Source organism: Polynucleobacter sp. MWH-Loch1C5 (assembly GCF_018881775.1).
Lineage (GTDB): Bacteria > Pseudomonadota > Gammaproteobacteria > Burkholderiales > Burkholderiaceae > Polynucleobacter.
The window spans coordinates 634,573-653,863 of sequence record NZ_JACVPR010000001.1 but is presented as its reverse complement, the minus strand read 5'-3'; the positions used below and the strand labels follow the sequence as shown (position 1 = coordinate 653,863).

The following is a 19,291-nucleotide window of genomic DNA, read 5'->3' as shown; positions in this document are numbered from 1 at the left end:
TCATTAGTAAAGATACCAAAGAGCTCTTAGTCGGTTTAGATATTGGCACATCCAAGGTCTTGGCCTTGGTGGCAGAGTTGGGTAGTGATGGCCAATTCAATGTGATTGGTTTAGGTCAAGTTCAATCCAAGGGTCTGAAAAAAGGCGTGGTCGTCAATATTGAAGCAACGGTCCAGTCGATTCAGAAAGCGCTTGAAGAAGCAGAAGTGATGTCAGATCGCCGCATTGCACAAGTCTTCACAGGTATTGCAGGTAACCATATCCATAGCTTTAACTCGACGGGTATGGTGGCTATTCGCGATAAAGAAGTATCTCCTGCCGATGTAGAACGTGTGATTGAAACAGCAAAAGCTATCAATATTCCAACCGATCAACAGATTCTGCACATTCTCACTCAAGAATTCATCATTGACGGTCAGGAAGATGTGCGTGAACCGATTGGTATGAGCGGTATTCGCTTAGAGGTCAAGGTTCATATTGTGACCGGTGCTGTGAGTGCGGCGCAAAACATCATGAAGTGTGTGCGTCGCTGTGGTTTAGAAGTCAATGACCTGATCTTGCAACCCTTGGCATCAAGTGTCTCAGTGCTGACTGAAGATGAAAAAGAACTCGGGACTGTATTAATTGATATTGGTGGAGGTACCACCGATATCGCTATCTTTAGTCAAGGTGCGATTCGTCATACCGCCATCATTCCAATTGCTGGAGATCAGATCACCAACGATATTGCGATGGCCTTGCGTACGCCTACCGTGGATGCTGAAGATTTGAAGATTCGTTTTGGTATTGCTAAGCAAGCAATGGCCGACCCTGCAGAGATGATCGAAGTGCCTGGTGTCGGTGATCGTGAAGCTCGGAGTATTTCACGTCAGGCCTTATCGGCTGTGATTGAGCCCCGAGTCGAAGAGCTCTTGAGCTTGGTTAGACAAGTGATCATGGATTCTGGTATGGAGCACATGGTTTCTTCGGGTGTGGTGCTGACTGGTGGCACCGCCTTGATGCCAGGGGTCGTTGAGCTGGCTGAAGAAGTGTTTGGTAAGCCTGCACGCGTGGGTATCCCTGAGTACCGCGGTCATTTACACGAAGTCTTAAGAAGTCCACGTTATTCAACGGGGATTGGTTTGTTAATGGAAGGGCGTGCACAACTATTAAGAGGTCAGCGTGTCGCTCAATCAGGCACTTTCCAAGGAATCGTTGCGCGGATGCGTGAATGGTTCATGGGTAATTTTTAATGTTTGTTTTTTTCGTCGTCGTCAACCGTAGTTAATAAGGAGGAAGTATGGAATTTGAAATGTTAGATAACGAACCGGCAGGTAAAACCATCATTAAGGTGGTTGGTGTTGGTGGTGCAGGCGGCAATGCCGTACAGCACATGATTCGTAAAGGCGTGCAAGGCGTGGAGTTTATTTGCATGAACACCGACGCAGGTGCTTTGCAACGTTCAAAAGCGAGTCAAAACATCCAACTGGGTGCAACAGGTTTAGGTGCAGGCGCGAAACCAGAAGTGGGCGCTTCATCTGCCATTGAAGCCAAAGCACGTATTGCCGATGCCTTGCAAGGTGCGCATATGGTTTTCATCACAGCCGGTATGGGTGGTGGTACCGGTACTGGCGCAGGCCCGATTGTGGCGCAAGTCGCCAAAGAAATGGGTATCTTGACCGTGGGCGTGATTAGTAAGCCATTTGATTTTGAAGGCTCTAAGCGTGCTAAGGTCGCTGAAGCGGGTGCTCATGAACTAGAGTCTTATGTCGATTCACTGATTGTGGTTCTCAATGAGAAACTCTTCGAAGTGATGGGTGAAGATGCAGAGATGGATAAAGCCTTTGCTTGCGCGGATGATGTTTTACATAACGCTGTGGCAGGTATTGCAGAAATCATCAATGAGCAAGGTTTGATTAACGTTGACTTTGAAGACGTCAAGACAGTGATGAGCGAACAGGGTAAAGCCATGATGGGTACTGCAACCGTCTCTGGTATGGATCGTGCTCGTTTAGCAGCTGAAGCGGCTGTTGCATCACCACTCTTAGAGGGTGTAGATCTCTCCGGTGCACGTGGCGTCTTGGTGAATATCACTGCTAGCCGTTCACTGAAGTTGTCAGAAACTCGTGAAGTCATGGCTGCAATTCGTGGTTATGCGGCAGAAGACGCAACTGTCATCTTCGGTACTGTGTATGACGATGCCTTGGGTGATGCCTTGCGTGTGACTGTGGTTGCGACTGGTTTGAATAATGGTCGTCGCCGTGACAAGCAGCCAGAAGTGATTTGGCGTAATACTCAAGCCACAGGTACTTATGATGCAGTAGCACCGATGGCGGATCTCAAAGCATTTGCGCCACAAAGCCCAACCGCATCGATGGTCATGGCACAAGCTGCAGCAGCTCCACAGCTTGCCCCTGCTCCTGTAGCGACTGATTACAGCCAGTACGATGTGCCTAAGGTATTTCGTAGCAATCGTGAGAATGCTGCGGAGCCACGTTTGGGTGCCAATAGTTCGCCAGAAGCTCAGGCGATGATGGATAAAGGGACTGACTATTACGATATTCCAGCCTTCTTGCGCAAGCAAGCGGACTGAAATTGAGTTTTTTATAAAACAATCGAAATAGTAAATCCTATAAAAAACAATGGCATACAGGTGCCGGTGGTAACGCTCCTCCTGCGAAACGACGACGCATGCGCTACCATCGGTACTCTGGCAGTCAAAGATAGTTTCCTGAAAGATCTTTTTTTAGGAAACTGTGTTTGAAAGCTAGTAGTGCAAAATTTAATCGTCAAAAAAATGGAGACCGAACATGATTGCTGTAGGACAAAAATTACCAGATGGCACATTGCATGAGTTCTATGAAGAAGAGACTGCAGGTTGTTCAGTAGGCCCGAATGCTTTCGAAGTGAGCAAATTGGTTGCGGGTAAAAAAATTGTGATTTTTGGTTTGCCTGGCGCCTTTACGCCTACCTGTTCTGCGCAACATGTGCCGGGTTACTTGGCTAATTACGATGCTCTTAAAGCTAAGGGTGTGGATGAGATCTGGTGTTTAGCTGTCAATGATGCGTTTGTGATGGGTGCTTGGGGCAAGCAACAGCAAGTGGCTGGCAAGATTCGCATGATGGCTGACGGTAATGCAGATTTCACGAAGAAGCTTGGCTTAGAACTCGATTTGACAGCCCGTGGTTTAGGTATTCGTTGTCAACGCCATGTGATGGTGGTTGATAATGGTGTGGTTAAACACTTAGCAGTTGAGGCACCGGGTAAATTTGAAGTCAGTGATGCCGCTTCTGTTTTAAAAGCGCTTTAAAAGTATCAGGTAATACATGCTCAAACAAAGGACTATTGCGGCTCCGGTTAAAACGGTCGGTATCGGTTTACATACCGGCCGCAAAGTCACTTTGCGTTTGGTTCCCGCCCCGGTTGATACGGGCATTATTTTTCGTCGTGTTGATCTTCCCAAGGCGGAAGATATTCCAGCAGATGCTCATTTGGTGACCGACACGCGTCTAGCCACTGTTTTGCAAAAAGGTGAGTCTAGAGTATCTACCGTAGAACATCTCTTATCGGGTTGTGCGGGTTTAGGAATTGATAACCTCATTATTGAGCTCGATTGTGAAGAAGTGCCCATCATGGATGGTAGCGCGGCTTCATTCTTATTTTTAATCGAGTCAGCAGGCATTGAAGAGCAAGACGCGCTACGCCGCTTTATTGTGATTAAAGAGCCTGTTGAAATACGCGAAGGTGATAAGTTAGCCCGATTAGAACCTTTTGATGGTTTTAAGCTTGATTTCACAATCGACTTCAAGCATCCGGCTGTCGATAAAACTGGACAACGTCATATCATCGACTTCGCAGATAGTACCTATGCTAGAGAGATTGGTCGAGCTAGAACTTTTGGTTTTGCGCACGAGGTGGAAGCCTTGCGTGAGATGGGTTTGGCGCGCGGTGGCAGTTTAGACAACGCTATTGTTCTTGATGAGCACCGTATTCTGAATAATGAAGAATTACGTTATGACGATGAGTTTGTGCGTCACAAGATTTTGGATGCCATTGGAGATCTCTATTTATCGGGTCATCCGATTGTAGGCGCCTATATTGCAGAAAAATCGGGGCATGCTTTAAACAATGCTCTTTTACGTGCGATGTTTGCTAAGCCTGAGAGCTTTGAGATCAAGACATTCACAGAAGATACAGCGCCTAAAGCTTATCTCCAGGGCGATCGCCCCTTATTTGCTTAGTACACTATTTCTTAGTGCTTTGATGAGCTAAAAGACGTTCTATGGCAAGACGTAAGGCATCTTGCTCAGGATCATCTTTAATCTCTTCGTAAAGTTTTTGCCAAGCCGTCATTGCGCTTACTGGTAATTCTGCGGGAGTAGCAACTGATTCAGTCTTTACCCTGGATGCAGAGTTAGCTTTGAGCTGTGGCGCAAGTTTCACTTGTACGATTTGCAAGTCAGGCAAGTGTTTTTTCAACGCCCCAATCAAGCTAGGCAATTTTTGCTGCAAACGATGGCTAATTGCAGGACTTAAAGCCAATAGCAGCCAGTCTGTCGAAGAAGCCTTATATTCGGATGCATGTACTTGATTTATCAGGCTTTCTAGCCCGATTTGAGCCAAGGATTCCTCTAAAATGCTTTGCAGACGCAATTGTTCCTTGGCTTTTTGCAAGGTTTTACCCAATGGCGAGTGTTCATCAATGCAATCTAAGGCCTCCTTAGCATACGCAGGGACATGCGTAGATGCTAAACTTTGAGGCTTAAATTCATTAGAAAAATTCATGGTTACCGGTCTTTTAAAGCAGATTTTTGGCAGTCGCAACGATCGCCTACTCAAACAATATAAACGAATCGTTGCCCAGATCAACGATTTGGAATCGTCTATCGCTAGTTTGGATGATGCAGGCTTACAAGCCAAGACGGCAGAGTTCAAAGATCGTTTGGCTCAAGGCCAAACCCTAGATCAAATTTTGCCTGAAGCTTTTGCGGTCGTTCGTGAGGCCAGCAAGCGTGTGATGGGCATGCGCCACTTTGATGTGCAGCTGATCGGTGGCATGGCTTTGCACGCAGGCAAGATTGCTGAAATGCGCACGGGTGAAGGTAAAACGCTGACAGCAACTTTGCCTGTCTACTTAAATGCCCTCACAGGTCGTGGCGTTCATGTGGTGACTGTCAACGACTACCTTGCTCAGCGAGATGCGGAGTGGATGGGTAAGCTCTATCAGTTTTTAGGTTTAACGGTCGGCATCAACTTGTCACAGATGGAGCATGAGGCCAAGCAAAAAGCCTATCAATCCGACATTACCTACGGGACCAATAATGAATTCGGGTTTGACTATCTGCGTGACAACATGGTTCAAGAGTCTAAACAACGCGTGCAGCGTGGTTTAGCTTATGCCATTGTCGACGAGGTCGACTCGATTTTGATTGATGAGGCACGTACGCCTTTGATTATTTCTGGTCAGGCCGAAGATCACACAGAGATTTATCTCAAGATGAACGCTTTGCCTCAGTATTTAACTCGCCAAATCGGTGAGCAAAAAGCTGATGGTACGGGCGTTATTGAGCCTGGTGATTACATCCTCGATGAAAAAGCGCATCAAGTCATCTTGACTGAGTCTGGTCATGAAAAAGCAGAAGCCGTTTTGACTCAACTCGGTTTAATCAAGGAAGGCGATTCTTTATACGCTGCCCAAAATATCACCTTGATGCACCATGTATACGCGGCTTTGCGTGCGCATACTCTTTTTAATCGTGATCAACACTATGTCGTCCAAAACGGTGAAGTCATTATTGTTGATGAGTTCACGGGTCGTTTGATGCAGGGTCGTCGTTGGTCAGATGGTTTACATCAGGCGGTTGAAGCTAAAGAAGGTGTGGCTATCCAGCATGAGAACCAAACTTTAGCGACGATTACCTTCCAAAACTATTTCCGTATGTATGGCAAGTTAGCCGGTATGACAGGTACTGCTGATACAGAGGCTTACGAGTTCCAAGAAATTTATGGTCTTGAAACAGTCATCATTCCACCGAATCGCCCTAATGCGCGTATCGATTTCCAGGATCAGATTTATAAAACATCCACAGAGCGTTATAACGCCGTCATTAAGGATATTCAGGGATGCTATGAACGTGGCCAACCTGTTTTGGTAGGTACCACTTCAATCGAGAACTCAGAATTAATTTCAGGTTTGCTCGATAAGGCTAAATTGCCTCATCAAGTATTGAATGCGAAGCAGCATGCCCGTGAAGCTGAGATCGTCGCTCAAGCGGGTCGTCCGCAAATGATCACGATTGCTACCAATATGGCGGGTCGTGGTACTGATATTGTCTTGGGCGGTAATGTTGAGAAACAAGCAGCCATTATTCGCCAAGATGCAGCTTTATCAGAGGCTGATAAAGCAAGCCGTATCCAAAAGCTCAAAGATGAGTGGCAAGGTTTGCATGACCATGTGGTCAGTGCCGGTGGTTTACACATTATCGGTACCGAGCGTCATGAAAGCCGCCGTATTGATAATCAGTTAAGAGGTCGTTCTGGTCGTCAGGGTGACCCAGGCTCCTCACGTTTTTACTTGGCTCTGGATGATGCATTGTTGCGCATCTTTGCTGGTGAGCGCTTACGTAGCATCATGGATCGTTTGCGTATGCCAGAAGGTGAGCCGATTGAAGCGGGCATGGTGACTCGTTCTATCGAAAGTGCCCAGCGTAAAGTAGAAGCGCGTAACTTTGATATTCGTAAACAACTCTTGCAATACGATGATGTGGCCAATGATCAGCGTAAAGAGATTTACCGTTTGCGTAATGAAGTTTTAGAGTCTGATAATGTTTCCGCACTCATTGCTAATCTGCGTGAAGCTTATTTCTCTGAACTGATTGCTGACTATATTCCTGAAGATTCAGTCGTTGAACAGTGGGACGTGGATGGTCTTCAGCAAGTCCTCACCAATGACTGGGGTCTAGCCATTGATCTCGCGGCCTTGATCGAAAGTCAAGATGAGATCGATGCAAAAATGATTTTGCAGCAAGTGTTGGATTTGGTTGCCAAGATCTATCAAGAAAAAGTCGAGATGGTGGGCCAAGAGTCCTTTGCTAATTTTGAACGTTCGGTCATTCTCTATAGTATTGATACGCATTGGCGCGAGCATTTGGCAGCCTTAGACCACTTACGTCAAGGGATTCATTTGCGCGGTTATGCACAAAAAGATCCTAAGCAAGAATACCGTCGTGAAGCTTTTGAACTCTTTAGCCGTCTTTTAGATACGGTTAAATTGGATGTCACCCGCACCATTGCCAATGTACGTATTCGTACAGCGGATGAACTCGATCAGGCTGCTGAGTCTATGCAAGAAGATTTGGATGTCAAAGGTGTTCAATATCAGCATGCTGGTGTAGAAGAAGAATCTGATGCATCGACTGCGGCCAAGCCTCAGCCGGCCCAAGCAGGCCCTAAGGTGGGGCGTAATGATCCTTGCCCATGCGGCAGTGGCAAAAAATACAAACATTGCCACGGCCAGTTGACATAATTTTTTAAAGCGAATGTTTTAGAAGGACATACCATGGCCGTGAACTTACCTTTACCTGTTGCCAGTGAACTTAAGCCTGTAGCTGGCATTCGCTTAGGTCATGCGCAAGCGGGGATTCGTAAATCAGGACGTAAAGATGTGCTTGTGATTGCTTTGCAAGCAGGCACAACGGTGGCTGGTGTTTTTACTAAAAATCGTTTTTGCGCGGCACCTGTGCAAATTTGTCGTGAACATTTAGCGACTCATCAAGAGGGTATTGCCGCTCTGGTTGTCAATACTGGCAATGCAAATGCAGGTACAGGCGAGCCCGGTTACCGAAACGCACAAACAACTTGTAGTGAGCTCGCCAAGTTGCTCTCAGTCAATGCCCAGCAAATTCTGCCTTTTTCTACGGGCGTGATTTTGGAGCCTTTGCCTGTAGATAAATTAGTCGCCGCACTACCGCAAGCGATTGCTAATCTACAAGAAGATAATTGGTACAACGCTGCTGAAGCGATTATGACCACCGACACTCAGCCTAAGGCTTGTTCACGTCAGGTCACGATTGCAGGAAAAACAATCACTTTCACCGGTATTAGTAAAGGCGCTGGCATGATTCAACCCAATATGGCCACCATGTTGGGGTATTTAGCTACCGATGCCAAAGTATCTAGTGCTTTACTCAAAAAGCTTACTGTAGAAGCAGCGGATGCCTCATTTAATGCGATCACGATTGATGGGGATACCTCGACCAATGATTCTTTCATCATTATGGCAAGTGGTACGAGTGGTCTTGAGATTCCGGAAACGGGCCCTGTTTATGAAGAGTTTAAAAAAGTATTGATTGAAATGAGCCAAGCTCTTGCGCAAATGATTGTGCGTGATGGCGAGGGTGCCACTAAATTCATCACGATTGAAATCGTCGGTGGAAAAACTACCGCTGAGTGTCAGCAAGTAGCAAAAGCAATTGCTCATTCTCCACTAGTGAAAACAGCCTTCTTTGCGAGCGATCCTAATCTAGGTCGTATCTTGGCTGCGATTGGTTATGCAGGCATTGCTGATCTCGATGTCAATGGTGTGCAATTATGGCTAGATGATGTGTGGGTTGCAAAAAATGGTGGCCGTCACCCTGATTATCAGGAAGCCGATGGTCAAAGAGTCATGAAAAAAGCTGAGATCAAAGTCAAAGCTGATTTAGGTCGAGGCCAAGCAAGTCATACTGTTTGGACCTGTGACCTATCGCATGACTATGTCACGATCAATGCTGACTATCGTTCTTAATTATGGCCGCAGATTACAGTCAACAACTGGTTCAATTACTCACTCGCCTAGAAGAGTGGTTGCCGCCTGCCATGACAGAAGCCGATTGGCAGGCGCATGCTTATCGCTGGCGTCGTAAAGACACTTTGTTTGGTAAGTTGGGGTACTTGCAAGCGGTTACGCACACCTCCAAGATTTCCTTTGCTGATTTACAGCATATTGAGCGTCAAAAAAATCTTATTTACGACAACACCGCCCACTTTGTGGCAGGTAAGCCTGCGAATAATGTTCTTTTGACGGGTGCGCGAGGCACCGGTAAATCTTCTTTAATCAAGGCCTGTTTAAATGAGTTTGCCAAGCAGGGCTTACGTTTGGTTGAAGTTGATAAAGAGCATCTCACTGATTTGGGTGATATTACCGATCAGTTGGCAAAACGCCCTGAGCGTTTCATTATCTTTTGCGACGATTTATCGTTTGAAGATGGCGAGTCTGGTTATAAATCATTGAAGTCAGCCTTGGATGGTTCTGTAGCTGCCCAGTCTGACAATATTTTGATTTATGCCACTTCTAATCGCCGTCATTTATTACCCGAGTACATGAGTGATAACCAATCTTATGTGCACACCAAGGATGGTGAGATTCATCCTGGTGAAGTAGTAGAAGAAAAAATATCGCTTTCTGAGCGCTTTGGTTTATGGATTTCCTTCTATCCACCGAAGCAAGATGAGTATTTGGATATGGTCGATCATTGGTTAAAGCACTTTGATTTGAGTCCTGAGAAAATCAAGGCCGCTCATCCTGAAGCTCTGATTTGGGCATTAGAGCGTGGCTCTCGTTCGGGTCGTGTGGCTTGGCAATTTGCGCGCCACTGGGCTGGCCAACAGTAAAGCTTGTGAATCAATCGACAACTCGCCCCATTGTTGAAGTGGCAGTCGGCGTCCTTATTCAAAATCACACCGTACTTTTAGGGCAAAGGCCTCATGGCAAGCCCTACGCGGGTTATTGGGAATTCCCGGGTGGCAAGGTGGAGCCGGGTGAAACAATCTTTTTAGCCTTACGTCGTGAATTACAAGAAGAAATCAATATTGTGATTGAAGATGCCAACGAGTTCATGGTGCTAGAGCATGACTATCCGCATGCTTATGTCAGATTGCATATCTGTTTAGTGAGGCAATGGCAGGGTAATCCTCAAGGCATGGAAGAACAACAGCTTGCTTGGCTTTCATTAGACGACTCTCAGTCATCATTAGAGCCGCTATTGCCAGCGACGATTCCGATTATGGAAAAGCTAAGAGGAATGAGTCTTTAGAAGTTACATAATGAGAGCTGAAAGCTCACATCGGTACCCACCGGTTTGGGTTTGGCCAAACCATCAGAAATCATAAAGCGCGTCCACAACATATATTTATTGGCGCTGATTTCAGGAATCAATTGTGGGTCTTCGACAAAAACACGCATTAACTGATAGGTCTTGCCAGATAGCATCTGTTGGTATGAGCCGCTTGGTGCATTCATTGCTTGTGGTTTGCCTGACTCACGTAATAAACGTAAGAACATTTGGCTTGCCACATTCCATGCTTGCAAAGGTTGCACATAAGACTTCAGTAACTGAATACGATTTTCTGCTGGGGTAAATTGCCAGGCGTAATACGCTGGCAAATCGACGGGGCTCGTGCCGCCCGGAATACTTAAACGTGAACGAATCAGATTCAGCCATTCACTCTCAAGGATGCCTGTATTACTTTTACCCGTTTGATTAATTTGTTGCCAGATTGCATCCATTTCGCCGAGTGTGCGATTCAGAGCATCTTGATTAATTTGTGCTGAATTTTTGAGGCTCATCAAAGAGCTCTTTTGGCGATCTAATTCTTTCATCAAGCTCGACTTCAAATCAGCTCGAGCAGTGATTTCCGCTAAATCAAACAAAATAGCAATGGCAGCATGTTGGTCACGCGCATCTTCGTGATTAACGAAATACTCAAAACGGTCAAAGAGGTATTCGAGTCTTAAAAGACTGCGAACCAGCTCATTGAAGGGGTATTCGTAAATAATCACAGCTCACTATTCTAGACCCAAAATCGTGAGTTTTTGTCGATTTATTAACGATTTTTAGTATTTTTCAAAGCCAATAGTCTTTCGTGGGCGAGATTGCACTGCCTTTTGAGATGTTCCAGATCGCCATCATTGGGAATCACCCAGTCGGCATGGGCAAGACGTTCTTGACGATTCACCTGTTGGGCCATGATTTGCTCAACGGCTAAGCGATCAAGACCACTACGCGCCATGACTCTGGCGATTTGTTGCTCTTCGGGGCAATCGACCACCACAATCACGTCTAGCTTTTTGGGTTCATGCCCGTGCCAGTCCCCGGATTCGAAGAGTAGCGGAATCATAAAAACCACATAGCTAGGATTGAAAGCAATTGCTTGCATAGCCGCCTCTTCTGTTAAGCGGCGAATGAGGGGATGAGTGATCGCTTCTAGACGTGCTAAAGCAGCCGGGTTTGAAAAAACCAACTCCCGCATTTTTGTGCGATTTAAAGCCCCCGAGCTATCTATAAAATCATCGCCGAAGCTCTCTCGAATAGCCGGCATAGCTAAACCACCAGGAGCTGTAATTTGATGAGCGAGTGCGTCGGTATCGATAATATGGGCACCATGCTCTGATAAATACCGGGCAACTGCACTTTTACCACTGCCTATCCCGCCGGTCAGGCCCACGCGTAGCAATGGATAATAAGGGGTATTCATGGCTGTCATGATGACATATTAAAAGTAGAGCGAGTAATTGCCAATCAAAACACCGGATAGGGCTAAATAGGGTCCAAATGGGAAGGGTGAACGCAGTGATTGACCTTTAATCTGTAACCACAAGATTCCACCTGCTAAGCCAATGAGACAAGCACCGAGCAAAATGATCGGTAAGAGTGATATGCCGTAGCAAGCACCCAAGCCCGCTAATAATTTGGCATCTCCCATACCCATACCATCTTGTCCTTTGATGTAACGATAGATGAAGTTAGCCAGCCAGATCAAACCGTAGCCGCACAATAAACCGAGTACAGACTCTTGCCAACCATAGGGGTAAATGTGAAAAAAATTGAGCAAGAAGCCTACGCCCATCAGACTAAAGGTACCCCAATCAGGCAGTAAAAAAGTACGCCAATCGATGAGGCTAAGTACCAGTAATAAGCAGGCAATCAAAATCGAAAAAGTCAGGCTCATCAAAATAAGTGACCCATCTCAAAAATAGGTAAATATAAGGCGCTAATCATCATGACCAAGATCATACCGAGGAATAAGATGAGGGCCGGCTCTAAGTTTTTATTGAGCTGGGTGATTGAATGACTCCATTGTCGTTTTTCTTCTTGCCCAATCATTAATAAAACAGAATCTAGTTGTGACGATGCCTCGGCCACTTCGATTAATTGAACTAGGCTAGGTCGAAGTAGCCTACCTAAATGTGTTCTTTGTACTGCATGAGCTAAAGAATGACCTAGGCTTAATTGAGAATGAATACCTAGGCAGGCATCATGAACAACCCAATGGTTCGAATATTGAGCGATTTCCAGTAAGGCTAAAGGCAAAGACATTCCTGAGCGCAATAAACGAGCCAATTGTTGTGCCCATGTTTGACAAAGATAATGTCCGAGTAAGGGGCCGATCACGGGGAGTCTCACGAGTAAATAATCCCAGAATTGTTGGCAGCCACGATGGCGCACGAGCAAAGTTCTTGCAGATAAAAAAATCACAGTAAAGCTCAGTAAAACCCATAGACCATAGCTCTGTATATTTTCTGATACAGTCAGTAAAACTTGTGTTGGTTTGGGTAATTCAGCATTGAATTGCGTGAACATACTGGCAAAACTGGGTACCACCCAATACAACATCCCCGCCAAAATAGAGATTGCCAAAGCCAGTACAAAGCAGGGATATTGCAAGGCTCGCTTCATTTCTGTTTGATTTTTAATGAGTTCTTGCAGTTCTTCAGATGCTTCTATCAGCGCAGACGTCAGTTGACCACTTTGTTCACCGATGCGAATCATCTGTACACATGACAGATGACATGCATGTTGATTGAGTACCTCCGCCAAAGATCGACCTTCTTGGATGCCCCTTAGCATGGACTGTACCCCTGTTTTCTCTAGAGCATTCATTAAAGGTAGGCCTGCTTGTAATAAAAAGCCCAAGCTTTGATAAAAGCGCATTTCATCTTCAATCTTCATAGTGCTCACTCATGGTGCTTGCGGATATCGTTCAATCCTAGAACGCGTTGAACCTCTGCCTCATCGGTAATACCTTGGGCAATCAGGGATTGGGCTTCTTCATCAATGGATTTAAAGCCCATCTGAGACAGTTGCTTTTTGATTGTCCCCAGTGAATGGCCTATATAAAAAGCCTCGCGTAATTTTGCGGTCATGGGCAGCACTTCATGAACGGCTATACGTCCTAGATAGGACTTCTGATGGCATGTGTCGCAAAGAACGCCCGAGCCATGGCAAGAGGGGCATCGTTGACGTAGTAAACGTTGTGCAGAGGCTAGCCTTAGTTCTTCTAAAAGATCTGCTTGATCAATCCCTAGACCATGAAGTCGAGCAATACTACCTAAAGCACTAGTCGTATGAAGGCTGGCCAGGATTAAGTGACCCGTGCGACTCGCTTCGAGTGCGATTTGAGCAGTCGTGCGATCGCGGATTTCACCAATCATGATGACATCTGGGTCTTGTCGTAATAGTGCTCTGAGGGCATGCGGATAATCAAAACCTGCCTTAGTGTGTATCGGAATTTGCTGAATACCCGGGTATTCAATTTCAATAGGATCTTCAATCGCACAAATATTTCTTTGCCCGTCATTCAATATGTTGAGGCAGGTATACAGAGTTCTTGATTTACCGCTACCGGTAGGGCCTGTCACTAAAATCAAACCAGAACTTTGTTGTAAGGCACCCATCATTAAATCCTCTTGTGCTGCATTCATACCTAGAGCACTCAAGGTGTCATCAAAGTCTGTGTAGTGGCCTGTCAGACGTAGCACAATTTTTTCGCCATGCAGCACGGGCATGGTCGAGACTCGTAATTGAATACTTTGCTGATTGATCTCAGTTTTTATTTGGCCATCTTGGGGTAAGCGCTTTTCAGAAATATCTAAATCAGCCATCACTTTGATGAAGTTGGATAAGCGCTCCCGGGATATATCAGGAGCGATAGGTAATTCGCGCAGTAGGCCATCAATGCGCAGACGAACTTGCCAATCGATACCCCTTGGTTCGATATGTATGTCGCTGGCTTTAAACTGAATGGCTTGCTGAAGAATCGTATTCCACGTTTGTGGACTCGTCTCAGCTGCCATTCGGTCGATAGATTTTCACTGTTTTGATAATTTGATCATCAACTTGTGTGATTTCCATCACAACACCCTCAAGACGCACACTCACGTCGTTATCAGGGATGTCTTCAAGATATTCCAGCAATAGACCGTTGAGAGTCTTAGGACCATCTAAAGGTAAATCCAAGCTTAGAAGACGGTTTAAATCTCTTAAGGTGGCCGTACCATCAGCAATATAGGTATTGTCAGGTAACCATTTTGTTTTAGTGGCTAGATCCGGTAAAGAAGTCGTGAATTCACCAATGAGTTCTTCTAAGATATCTTCAATCGTCACAATGCCTTGAACGACCCCATACTCATCGACAACTAGGCCAATACGTTCTTGGTTTTCTTGGAAGTATTGCAACTGTTGTAATACCGGTGTGCCACTTGGAATGAAATAAGACGGACTTAAGATTTCTCTGAAGTGCTCATGGGTGAGCTCTTCATCTCCTAATAGGGATAAAGCCTTGCGCACCGCCAAAATGCCAATAATCTTGTCTGAGTCTTCATCAAAGACTGGTAATTTATTGTGATAACAAGTTTCTAATTGATGAATCACTTCATCAATAGGACGTGATAAATCTAAAACTTCTACCCGTGCACGCGGCGTCATCACATCGTCGACTTGAATCTCTTCTAAGTTAAAGAAGTTCAACAAAATATTGCGATGCTTATGAGGAATAAAGTGCGATTCCAACAAAACGCTACGTAATTCATCGCGGGTCATCTGGCTATGTTTTGTGTCTTTGGTATTGATACGCAATAGTTTGAGTAAGGCAGATACAAAAACATTGATCAGCCACATGATGGGTTTCAGAAGGACCGTCAATGGTTTGATAATCCAGCTCACCCACATCGCAATTCGTTCTGGGAAGGTGGCACCAATTACTTTCGGCGTGATTTCGCAGAAGATAATAATCAGGACTGCCGATACGCCCGTACTGATCGACAAGACTGTGGCATTGTTACCAAAGGCATGTAATGCAATGGCTCCCAAGAGGACGGGCACAATCGTATTGACCACGTTGTTGCCAATCAGAATCACTGAGAGGAGTTCTTCAGTACGACTTAAAAGATCCTGAGTGTTTTTCGCACCCTTATTCCCGCGATTGGCAAGATGTCGTAAGCGATGGCGATTGGATGCCATCATGCTTGTCTCTGTGATGGAGAAAAAAGCCGAGATCACCAAAAGTAGAATAACTAAGGCAACTTGAACCCACCAGGGCCAATGATCAAGCCAAGAATCCACTGAGACCTTTATCAGTAATGAACATGGCTATCACTATAGCAAAGTCATAAGAAAAAGTATTTGTCCAAAGATGGACAAGATGTGTAGGACAAGATTAGAAAATTAGTGTGTACGCACGAGTGAATAGTCACACAAAGCACTCAAACTTTGGGTAACCGCATTGTGCGGGAAGGCTTTTAATGCTTCTTTGGCTAAATGAGCTTCTTTTTCTGCAACGCTTTGCGTGTACTTCAGAGCCTGAGACTCGACGATGGCACGATAAACCTTTTCAAAGACATCGTCAGGCAGCTCATCGGCTTGTTCAATGGCCGAACGAATCAAAGCTTTTTGCTCAGCAGTACCGTTTTGTAAGAGGTAAATCAGAGGCAAGGTAGGCTTGCCTTCACGCAAATCATCGCCCGCATTTTTACCCATCTGTGATGCATCTGCGGTGTAATCTAAAAGATCATCCACAATTTGGAAGGCGGTACCGATGTGGCGACCGTAGCGCTCTGCTGCCGCAAATTGAGCTTCGCTGGCCCCCGCCAATAAAGCGCCTAAAGAGGCGGCGGCTTCAAACAATTTCGCGGTTTTAAAGTTAATCACCTGAACATAACGTTCTTCATTGACATCAGGGTCATGCATATTCAGTAGTTGCAGGACTTCGCCTTCAGCGATCGTATTAGTGGCATTGGCTAGGATTTCCATAATACGCATCTGCCCAGGCGCCACCATCATCTGAAATGCTCTCGAATATAAAAAGTCACCGACGAGCACACTCGCGGCATTACCAAAAGCAGCATTGGCGGTAGCGCGACCACGACGTAAAGAAGATTCGTCAACCACATCGTCATGCAATAAGGTGGCAGTGTGTATGAACTCGACTACGGCAGCCATTTCGTGACGGTGGGCAACTTGAGTACCCCCTAGAGCTTGCGCAGTCATCATCAATAATGCGGGACGTAAGCGTTTGCCACCCGCGCCAATGATGTAATGAGAAATCTGATTGATGAGTACCACATCCGACTGTAAGCGGGTACGAATGACCTCATCGAGGGTCTTCATATCCTGCTCAACCGGGCTTAAAATGGCTTGTAAGTTAGTGCTCATTAACTTTTTAATCTGTTTGAGATACTGCTTATCGGGTCTCTTTATCGTATTTTCATCATATAAGCCATTGAATTCAATCATATTTTTTATAAATAGATGGAAAAACAACGCTTTTACTAGACACTAGTAAAACACGATTCTACTTTTTGACTAGAAATAAGGCTAGGGCTATAATCTAAGGCTATCTAGCGACATGGGGTTGCTAGAGGTAACTAAAGAAAGATTTCTATATGTACGCGGTCATAAAAACCGGTGGCAAACAATATAAGGTTGCTGCTGGCGAAAAATTGAAAATAGAACAGATACCGGCGGACGTTGGCAGCGAAATCACTTTGGACCAGGTTCTTGCCGTCGGCGAGGGCGAGTCACTCAAGATTGGTGAACCTCTGGTTGCAGGTGCTGCTGTTAAAGCCACTGTTGTCGCACAAGGTCGTCATGACAAAGTAAAGATTTTTAAGATGCGCAGACGTAAGCACTATCAAAAGCGTCAAGGTCATCGTCAGAACTTTACTGAGATCTTGATTAACACCATTAAAGCCTAAGCAGGTAGAACGGAGTAAAAAATGGCACAGAAAAAAGGTGGCGGTTCCACGCGCAACGGTCGTGATTCCGAGTCAAAACGTTTAGGTGTAAAAGTGTATGGCGGTCAAGCAATTAATGCCGGTGGCATTATCGTGCGTCAACGCGGTACACGTGTTCATCCTGGTGTAAACGTAGGTTGTGGCAAAGACCACACATTGTTTGCATTGGTAGATGGTCATGTTCAATTTGGCGTTAAAGGCGCTGGCAAAAAAGCAGTCGTATCTGTTTTGCCGCGTGCTTAATTCGCCTTAACTGAATTGAACTAAGACACTCAACTCAGAATAAGGCCTCGCCAAGCGAGGCCTTTTTTATTGATTAGAAAATTGTATAGACCTAGAAAGTAAGTCAGTCACTCATGAAATTTATTGACGAAGCCCGTATTGAAGTTGTGGCCGGCCACGGTGGTTCCGGTAGCGCTTCTATGCGCCGTGAAAAATTCATTGAGTTCGGTGGTCCAGACGGCGGTGACGGCGGTCGTGGTGGCAGCGTGTATGCCATTGCTGATCGCAATATCAATACCCTCGTTGACTATCGCTATGCAAAAAAACATTTAGCGCAAAACGGTGAACCTGGTCGTGGTTCTGACTGTTATGGCAAAGCCGGTGAAGATATTGAATTGCGCATGCCAGTTGGCACGATTATTTATGACAGTGAAACAGAAGATGTCATTGCTGATTTAACTTACCACGGACAAAGACTTTGCCTCGCTAAGGGCGGTGCAGGGGGTTGGGGTAATTTGCACTTTAAGAGCAGTACGAATCGCGCACCGCGTCAAAAGACCAATGGTCTGCCGGGCGAAGAACGTAAGCTCAGACTTGAACTGAAAGTTTTGGCGGATGTGGGTTTATTGGGTATGCCTAATGCGGGTAAGTCCACATTCATTACCGCAGTCTCGAATGCTAGACCGAAGATTGCAGACTATCCATTCACTACCTTGCATCCTAATTTAGGTGTAGTCCGAGTCAGCCATGAAAAAAGTTTTGTGATTGCTGATATTCCGGGTTTGATTGAGGGTGCGGCTGAAGGTGCTGGTTTAGGTCACCGTTTCTTAAAGCATTTACAGAGAACGAACTTACTTTTGCATTTGGTGGATATGGCCCCCTTTGATGAAAACATCGATACGGTGGCTGAAGCTAAAGCGATTGTGAATGAGCTCAAAAAATATGATGAAGATTTATATTCCAAACCACGCTGGTTGGTTCTGAATAAAGTCGACATGATTCCTGCTGAAGAGCGTGCTGAGCGGATTAAAAAATTCGTGAAAGCATTTGCTTGGAAGGGCCCTGTCTTTGAGATTTCTGCCTTGACCGGTGAGGGCTGTAAAGAACTTTGTTATGCGATTCAGAAAGACCTAGATGCCAAGCGTGCCGCACGGGATCTTGAAGAAGAACAAGAAGCAGATGTACGTTTTTTGCCTAGCGATGATGAGTCTAATAGTTAATCAATAAAAAGATCAAAAACAGCATAGAGGTTATTGTGCGTAAAGCCATTCAAGAAGCAAATTGTGTCGTTGTCAAAGTAGGTTCCACTTTAGTGACTAATCATGGTCAGGGACTGGACCATGCCGCGATTGGTCGTTGGGCTGAGCAAATGGCAAAACTGCGACAAATGGGTAAGCAAGTCGTGATGGTGAGTTCTGGCGCTATTGCGGAAGGCATGCAGCGCCTGGGTTGGCAAAAACGCCCCACAGATATACATGAGTTACAAGCTGCAGCAGCTGTTGGCCAAATGGGCTTGGTGCAAGTTTATGAAACTTGTTTTGCTAAACATGGCATCAAAACCGCACAAGTTCTTTTGACGAATGCTGACTTGGCCGACGAGCAGCGTTATCAAAATGCCCGCATGACTCTCTTGACGCTCCTCAAGATGGGTGTGGTACCTATCATTAATGAGAATGACACAGTCGTCACCGATGAAATTAAGTTTGGTGACAACGATACTTTAGGTGCTTTGGTTACCAACTTGATTGAAGCTGATGCACTCATCATTCTGACTGATCAAGGGGGTCTTTACAGCGAAGATCCACGTAAAAATCCGAATGCTACTCTGATACAGACTGCGAAAGCCGGGGATGCCCAGTTAGAAGTGATGGCGGGCGGTTCAGGCAGTGCGATTGGTACGGGTGGCATGTTGACCAAAGTGTTGGCTGCTAAATTAGCCAAGCAATCTGGTGCCAATACCGTGATTGCCGATGGCACTGAAAATCAAGTATTGGTACGCCTTGCAGAAGGCGAGCTGATTGGCACGCAGTTGCTAGCGA

At 45.6% G+C, this 19,291-nt stretch carries 19 protein-coding genes and 1 pseudogene; 12 read left to right on the top strand and 8 right to left on the bottom strand.

The genetic code is table 11. The features are described from left to right. Window positions 1–2 precede the first annotated feature (2 nt). The 4 genes from ftsA (at window position 3) to lpxC (ending at window position 4,221) form a co-directional block, all read left to right on the top strand. Window positions 3–1,232 carry a cell division protein FtsA gene (gene ftsA / locus ICE94_RS03265; protein WP_216150896.1) on the top strand — a complete coding sequence of 410 codons (1,230 nt, stop codon included), beginning with the start codon at window positions 3–5 and terminating at the stop codon, window positions 1,230–1,232. 47 nt (window positions 1,233–1,279) lie between these two features. After that, entirely contained in the window at window positions 1,280–2,572 is a 1,293-nt protein-coding gene (gene ftsZ / locus ICE94_RS03260) for a cell division protein FtsZ (RefSeq protein ID WP_216148772.1), read from the top strand. Between the two features lie 217 nt (window positions 2,573–2,789). After that, window positions 2,790–3,290: a peroxiredoxin gene (locus tag ICE94_RS03255; RefSeq protein ID WP_216148769.1), complete on the top strand. Its 501-nt coding sequence runs from the start codon at window positions 2,790–2,792 to the stop codon at window positions 3,288–3,290. 16 nt (window positions 3,291–3,306) lie between these two features. Further along, window positions 3,307–4,221: a UDP-3-O-acyl-N-acetylglucosamine deacetylase gene (gene lpxC, locus ICE94_RS03250; RefSeq protein ID WP_216148766.1), complete on the top strand. Its 915-nt coding sequence runs from the start codon at window positions 3,307–3,309 to the stop codon at window positions 4,219–4,221. A 4-nt stretch (window positions 4,222–4,225) separates the two neighbouring features. Here the strand turns inward: lpxC and ICE94_RS03245 are convergent, their stop codons facing one another. Further along, window positions 4,226–4,765, bottom strand: a complete 540-nt coding sequence (locus tag ICE94_RS03245) for a hypothetical protein (RefSeq protein WP_216148763.1) — start codon at window positions 4,763–4,765, stop codon at window positions 4,226–4,228. Between ICE94_RS03245 and secA the strand changes: the two genes are divergently transcribed. The 4 genes from secA to mutT are packed head-to-tail and all read left to right on the top strand — an operon-like array spanning window position 4,764 to window position 10,053. Beyond that, window positions 4,764–7,505, top strand: a complete 2,742-nt coding sequence (gene secA / locus ICE94_RS03240; RefSeq protein ID WP_216148760.1) for a preprotein translocase subunit SecA — start codon at window positions 4,764–4,766, stop codon at window positions 7,503–7,505. The genes ICE94_RS03245 and secA overlap by 2 nt on opposite strands. 33 nt (window positions 7,506–7,538) lie before the next feature. Continuing rightward, on the top strand, window positions 7,539–8,765 hold the full coding sequence (gene argJ / locus ICE94_RS03235) for a bifunctional glutamate N-acetyltransferase/amino-acid acetyltransferase ArgJ (RefSeq protein ID WP_216148758.1): 1,227 nt from the start codon (window positions 7,539–7,541) through the stop codon (window positions 8,763–8,765). A 2-nt stretch (window positions 8,766–8,767) separates the two neighbouring features. Beyond that, the gene (locus ICE94_RS03230; RefSeq protein WP_216148755.1) at window positions 8,768–9,631 is read left to right on the top strand and encodes an ATP-binding protein; all 864 of its coding nucleotides are present in this window, start codon (window positions 8,768–8,770) and stop codon (window positions 9,629–9,631) included. Between the two features lie 5 nt (window positions 9,632–9,636). Next, entirely contained in the window at window positions 9,637–10,053 is a 417-nt protein-coding gene (gene mutT, locus ICE94_RS03225) for an 8-oxo-dGTP diphosphatase MutT (protein WP_216148752.1), read from the top strand. Here the strand turns inward: mutT and zapD are convergent. From zapD to ICE94_RS03190, 7 genes are all read right to left on the bottom strand, one after another. Then, window positions 10,050–10,799, bottom strand: a complete 750-nt coding sequence (gene zapD, locus ICE94_RS03220; RefSeq protein WP_216148749.1) for a cell division protein ZapD — start codon at window positions 10,797–10,799, stop codon at window positions 10,050–10,052. The two genes, mutT and zapD, sit on opposite strands and share 4 nt — an antisense overlap. Window positions 10,800–10,843: 44 nt before the next feature. Beyond that, window positions 10,844–11,503: a dephospho-CoA kinase gene (coaE, locus tag ICE94_RS03215; protein WP_255539069.1), complete on the bottom strand. Its 660-nt coding sequence runs from the start codon at window positions 11,501–11,503 to the stop codon at window positions 10,844–10,846. Between the two features lie 9 nt (window positions 11,504–11,512). Beyond that, window positions 11,513–11,968 carry an A24 family peptidase gene (locus tag ICE94_RS03210; RefSeq protein ID WP_216148746.1) on the bottom strand — a complete coding sequence of 152 codons (456 nt, stop codon included), beginning with the start codon at window positions 11,966–11,968 and terminating at the stop codon, window positions 11,513–11,515. After that, window positions 11,968–12,969: a type II secretion system F family protein gene (locus ICE94_RS03205; RefSeq protein WP_216148743.1), complete on the bottom strand. Its 1,002-nt coding sequence runs from the start codon at window positions 12,967–12,969 to the stop codon at window positions 11,968–11,970. The genes ICE94_RS03210 and ICE94_RS03205 overlap by 1 nt, the downstream gene beginning before the upstream one ends. Before the next feature lie 5 nt (window positions 12,970–12,974). Then, window positions 12,975–14,093 carry a GspE/PulE family protein gene (locus ICE94_RS03200; RefSeq protein WP_216148740.1) on the bottom strand — a complete coding sequence of 373 codons (1,119 nt, stop codon included), beginning with the start codon at window positions 14,091–14,093 and terminating at the stop codon, window positions 12,975–12,977. Then, window positions 14,083–15,360, bottom strand: a complete 1,278-nt coding sequence (locus ICE94_RS03195; protein WP_370623771.1) for an HlyC/CorC family transporter — start codon at window positions 15,358–15,360, stop codon at window positions 14,083–14,085. Before ICE94_RS03195 ends, ICE94_RS03200 begins: the two co-directional genes overlap by 11 nt. 102 nt (window positions 15,361–15,462) lie before the next feature. Beyond that, entirely contained in the window at window positions 15,463–16,449 is a 987-nt protein-coding gene (locus ICE94_RS03190) for a polyprenyl synthetase family protein (RefSeq protein WP_255539133.1), read from the bottom strand. Window positions 16,450–16,679: 230 nt separating this feature from the next. Here ICE94_RS03190 and rplU point away from each other — a divergent pair, with 230 nt between their 5' ends. The 4 genes and pseudogenes from rplU to proB all read left to right on the top strand — a co-directional run. Beyond that, window positions 16,680–16,991 carry a 50S ribosomal protein L21 gene (gene rplU, locus ICE94_RS03185; protein ID WP_216148737.1) on the top strand — a complete coding sequence of 104 codons (312 nt, stop codon included), beginning with the start codon at window positions 16,680–16,682 and terminating at the stop codon, window positions 16,989–16,991. Window positions 16,992–17,012: 21 nt separating this feature from the next. After that, complete coding sequence (rpmA, locus tag ICE94_RS03180) at window positions 17,013–17,273, top strand: 50S ribosomal protein L27 (protein WP_216148734.1); 261 nt, start codon at window positions 17,013–17,015, stop codon at window positions 17,271–17,273. A gap of 113 nt (window positions 17,274–17,386) precedes the next feature. Further along, window positions 17,387–18,472: a GTPase ObgE gene (gene obgE, locus ICE94_RS03175; protein WP_216148731.1), complete on the top strand. Its 1,086-nt coding sequence runs from the start codon at window positions 17,387–17,389 to the stop codon at window positions 18,470–18,472. Between the two features lie 35 nt (window positions 18,473–18,507). Next, window positions 18,508–19,290, top strand: a pseudogene (proB, locus tag ICE94_RS03170) (glutamate 5-kinase); the annotation flags it as partial. Window position 19,291: the final 1 nt, after the last annotated feature.

Bases quoted from the DNA above. Each gene is read 5' to 3' on its own strand.
- lpxC (WP_216148766.1), top strand. From the start codon at position 3,307: ATGCTCAAACAAAGGACTATTGCGGCTCCGGTTAAAACGGTCGGTATC.
- rpmA (WP_216148734.1), top strand. From the start codon at position 17,013: ATGGCACAGAAAAAAGGTGGCGGTTCCACGCGCAACGGTCGTGATTCC.
- ICE94_RS03210 (WP_216148746.1), bottom strand. From the start codon at position 11,968: ATGAGCCTGACTTTTTCGATTTTGATTGCCTGCTTATTACTGGTACTT.
- coaE (WP_255539069.1), bottom strand. From the start codon at position 11,503: ATGACAGCCATGAATACCCCTTATTATCCATTGCTACGCGTGGGCCTG.
- ICE94_RS03200 (WP_216148740.1), bottom strand. From the start codon at position 14,093: ATGGCAGCTGAGACGAGTCCACAAACGTGGAATACGATTCTTCAGCAA.
- argJ (WP_216148758.1), top strand. From the start codon at position 7,539: ATGGCCGTGAACTTACCTTTACCTGTTGCCAGTGAACTTAAGCCTGTA.
- secA (WP_216148760.1), top strand. From the start codon at position 4,764: ATGGTTACCGGTCTTTTAAAGCAGATTTTTGGCAGTCGCAACGATCGC.
- ICE94_RS03230 (WP_216148755.1), top strand. From the start codon at position 8,768: ATGGCCGCAGATTACAGTCAACAACTGGTTCAATTACTCACTCGCCTA.
- ICE94_RS03205 (WP_216148743.1), bottom strand. From the start codon at position 12,969: ATGAAGATTGAAGATGAAATGCGCTTTTATCAAAGCTTGGGCTTTTTA.
- ICE94_RS03190 (WP_255539133.1), bottom strand. From the start codon at position 16,449: ATGAGCACTAACTTACAAGCCATTTTAAGCCCGGTTGAGCAGGATATG.
- obgE (WP_216148731.1), top strand. From the start codon at position 17,387: ATGAAATTTATTGACGAAGCCCGTATTGAAGTTGTGGCCGGCCACGGT.
- ICE94_RS03255 (WP_216148769.1), top strand. From the start codon at position 2,790: ATGATTGCTGTAGGACAAAAATTACCAGATGGCACATTGCATGAGTTC.
- ICE94_RS03245 (WP_216148763.1), bottom strand. From the start codon at position 4,765: ATGAATTTTTCTAATGAATTTAAGCCTCAAAGTTTAGCATCTACGCAT.
- rplU (WP_216148737.1), top strand. From the start codon at position 16,680: ATGTACGCGGTCATAAAAACCGGTGGCAAACAATATAAGGTTGCTGCT.
- ftsZ (WP_216148772.1), top strand. From the start codon at position 1,280: ATGGAATTTGAAATGTTAGATAACGAACCGGCAGGTAAAACCATCATT.